The organism is Mesorhizobium ventifaucium (assembly GCF_935822925.1).
In the GTDB taxonomy this organism is placed as follows: Bacteria; Pseudomonadota; Alphaproteobacteria; order Rhizobiales; family Rhizobiaceae; genus Mesorhizobium; species Mesorhizobium ventifaucium.
In genome coordinates this window covers 3,377-5,198 of the sequence record NZ_CAKXZS010000062.1, presented here as the reverse complement: position 1 = coordinate 5,198, position 1,822 = coordinate 3,377, and the positions used below count along the sequence as shown (strand labels likewise).

Sequence of the window (1,822 nt, the reverse complement as noted above, 5' to 3'; positions counted from 1 at the left end):
AACGCACCTTCGGCGGCGAGGCGTCGCACCGTCCCGGCGTCCATAAGCTGCGTCGGCGGACCGCTGTCGGCGTCCCACTGCGCGCTTGCGCCCACCAGGTCCGTCACCAGGAACACTTCCGCGGTCAGGTCGTTCGCGCGCAAGGCCGGCCAGGCATGGTCGGCAAAGTTCTGGAAGCCGTCGTCGAAGGTGATGAGCACTGGGCGGCCAACGAAAGGGTGACGGTTGGCGATGAACCACTCCAGCTGCTCGGACATGATCGCGTGAAAGCCATTGGCGCGCAGCCATGCCATCTGGCTGGCGAATGCGGCTGGCGTGAGCCGATAACGGGCGAGCGCGGCCGGACCATCCTCGGAGACGCTGTGATACATGAGGACAGGGATACGCTGCCGCCGCTCGTTACGCGTAACGTCGCGGCGCAAGGCCCGCGCCCCGCCCCAGACGATGTTTCGCGCGACCCCGATTTCGAGGGGTGCGCGGATTGGCACTTGATCAATCATCGGTTCCGTCGCCACGTCTCCAGGTGAGAGGCGGCGGAAGCGGTCAATGCGATAGAGATCGGTCTGGATCGATCGCTCGAGGACGAGGCCTTCGGTCGCTGTCAGCGTCTCTGAGATCGCTTGTGCACCGAATGTGTTCCAGTCGAAGCCGGTCTTTTCAACATTGTCACGTAACACGAATGCGTGTGCGTTGATGAAACTGCCGCAAGGCGCCAATGCCTCAACGATTTTTTTTGCGATGCGCCGCAACTCGGCGAGATCATCCAGATAGTAGAGCACTTCCGAACAGACGATCAGGTCCATCTCACCAGGCAGCGTGTCCGCGCAGAAATCCAGGACGCCGTACTCAATATTCGGCTGATCGCTGCATCGCGCGCGAGCCCGCTCGATGGCTATGGCGGAGATGTCGGTTGCGGTCAGATGGCCCACATGCGGCGCCAGCTGCCGCGTGAAGTGGCCCTCCGCGCAGGCCAGCTCAAGCGCCCGTCCGATCGGACCGGCAGGCAGAATTTCGAGCTGCCGCTCATATTTTTCCTGCTCATAGGACGAACCGTAGTTCCAGGGATCCTCGGTCGCGAAATAGCCATTCCAGAACGACGTGCGATCCTTGTCGTGCCTGGGCCGTGCGCGGCGCGGCGCCGCAGGAGGCTCCGCAGGTTCGGCGCTCGACCGAACCAGCTCCCGCGCTTGCGCGGCCAATTGCGCGAGTTTGCCAAAGTGGCTGTCCGGATCAGGCCCGCGTTCGGCTGTGGCTGACAATGCCTCGGCTGCGAGCGTGTTTGACGTGTCGGCGCCGGCGGTCTGTTGCGGTACGGGTGATCGTCCCGCAAACCTTGCCGCACTGTCTAAAAGCCGCTCAGCGGGCACGACATTCAGGATCAATTCAATCCAATGATCCCTTGTCACCGTCCCGAGTACGCCGAACTGCACGACAGCCTCGATCTGGCCATCCATCATCAGATAGGCATAAATTTTATCGATCCCGTCCGGAAGTTCGATAGAGGTCGGATTTCGAACATCGACGCGAATTCCAAGCGTCCGCGCCAGCCTGCGCGGCGCGGCAAGATCGTCGAAGTCGAGAAGCATTTGCTCAAGGTGATACTGGACGCGGTGACCCGCGACGGGATCGTCCCAGACCTTGCCGAGTTCGGTGATCAACTCGGTGAGGGGGCCGCCGAACCAGTCCCACCTGGCAGCCAATTGCGCTGGCACCGATAGGCTTCCTACCATAAGGCCATCGAAGATCACACTGGCGATCTCACGCGCCCACTTACGTCCGGCCGGGAGCGCGCGCAGGGACTGCGGGCTGATCGAGCGGCGGC

Annotated in this window: 2 protein-coding genes; one reads left to right on the top strand and one right to left on the bottom strand. The window is 62.6% G+C overall.

The window, feature by feature from the left end; all coding sequences use genetic code 11:
• Nucleotides 1-1,199 (bottom strand): SAM-dependent methyltransferase (locus NMG70_RS30590; protein ID WP_436798493.1); only part of this gene is annotated, 1,199 nt, incomplete at its 3' end.
• 192 nt (nt 1,200-1,391) lie between these two features.
• Here NMG70_RS30590 and NMG70_RS33440 point away from each other — a divergent pair.
• Nucleotides 1,392-1,718, top strand: a complete 327-nt coding sequence (locus NMG70_RS33440) for a hypothetical protein (RefSeq protein ID WP_436798492.1) — start codon at nt 1,392-1,394, stop codon at nt 1,716-1,718.
• Nucleotides 1,719-1,822: the final 104 nt, after the last annotated feature.

What these genes read in the sequence shown, in the direction of transcription:
- NMG70_RS33440 (WP_436798492.1), top strand. Translation starts at nt 1,392, where the DNA reads ATGATCCCTTGTCACCGTCCCGAGTACGCCGAACTGCACGACAGCCTC.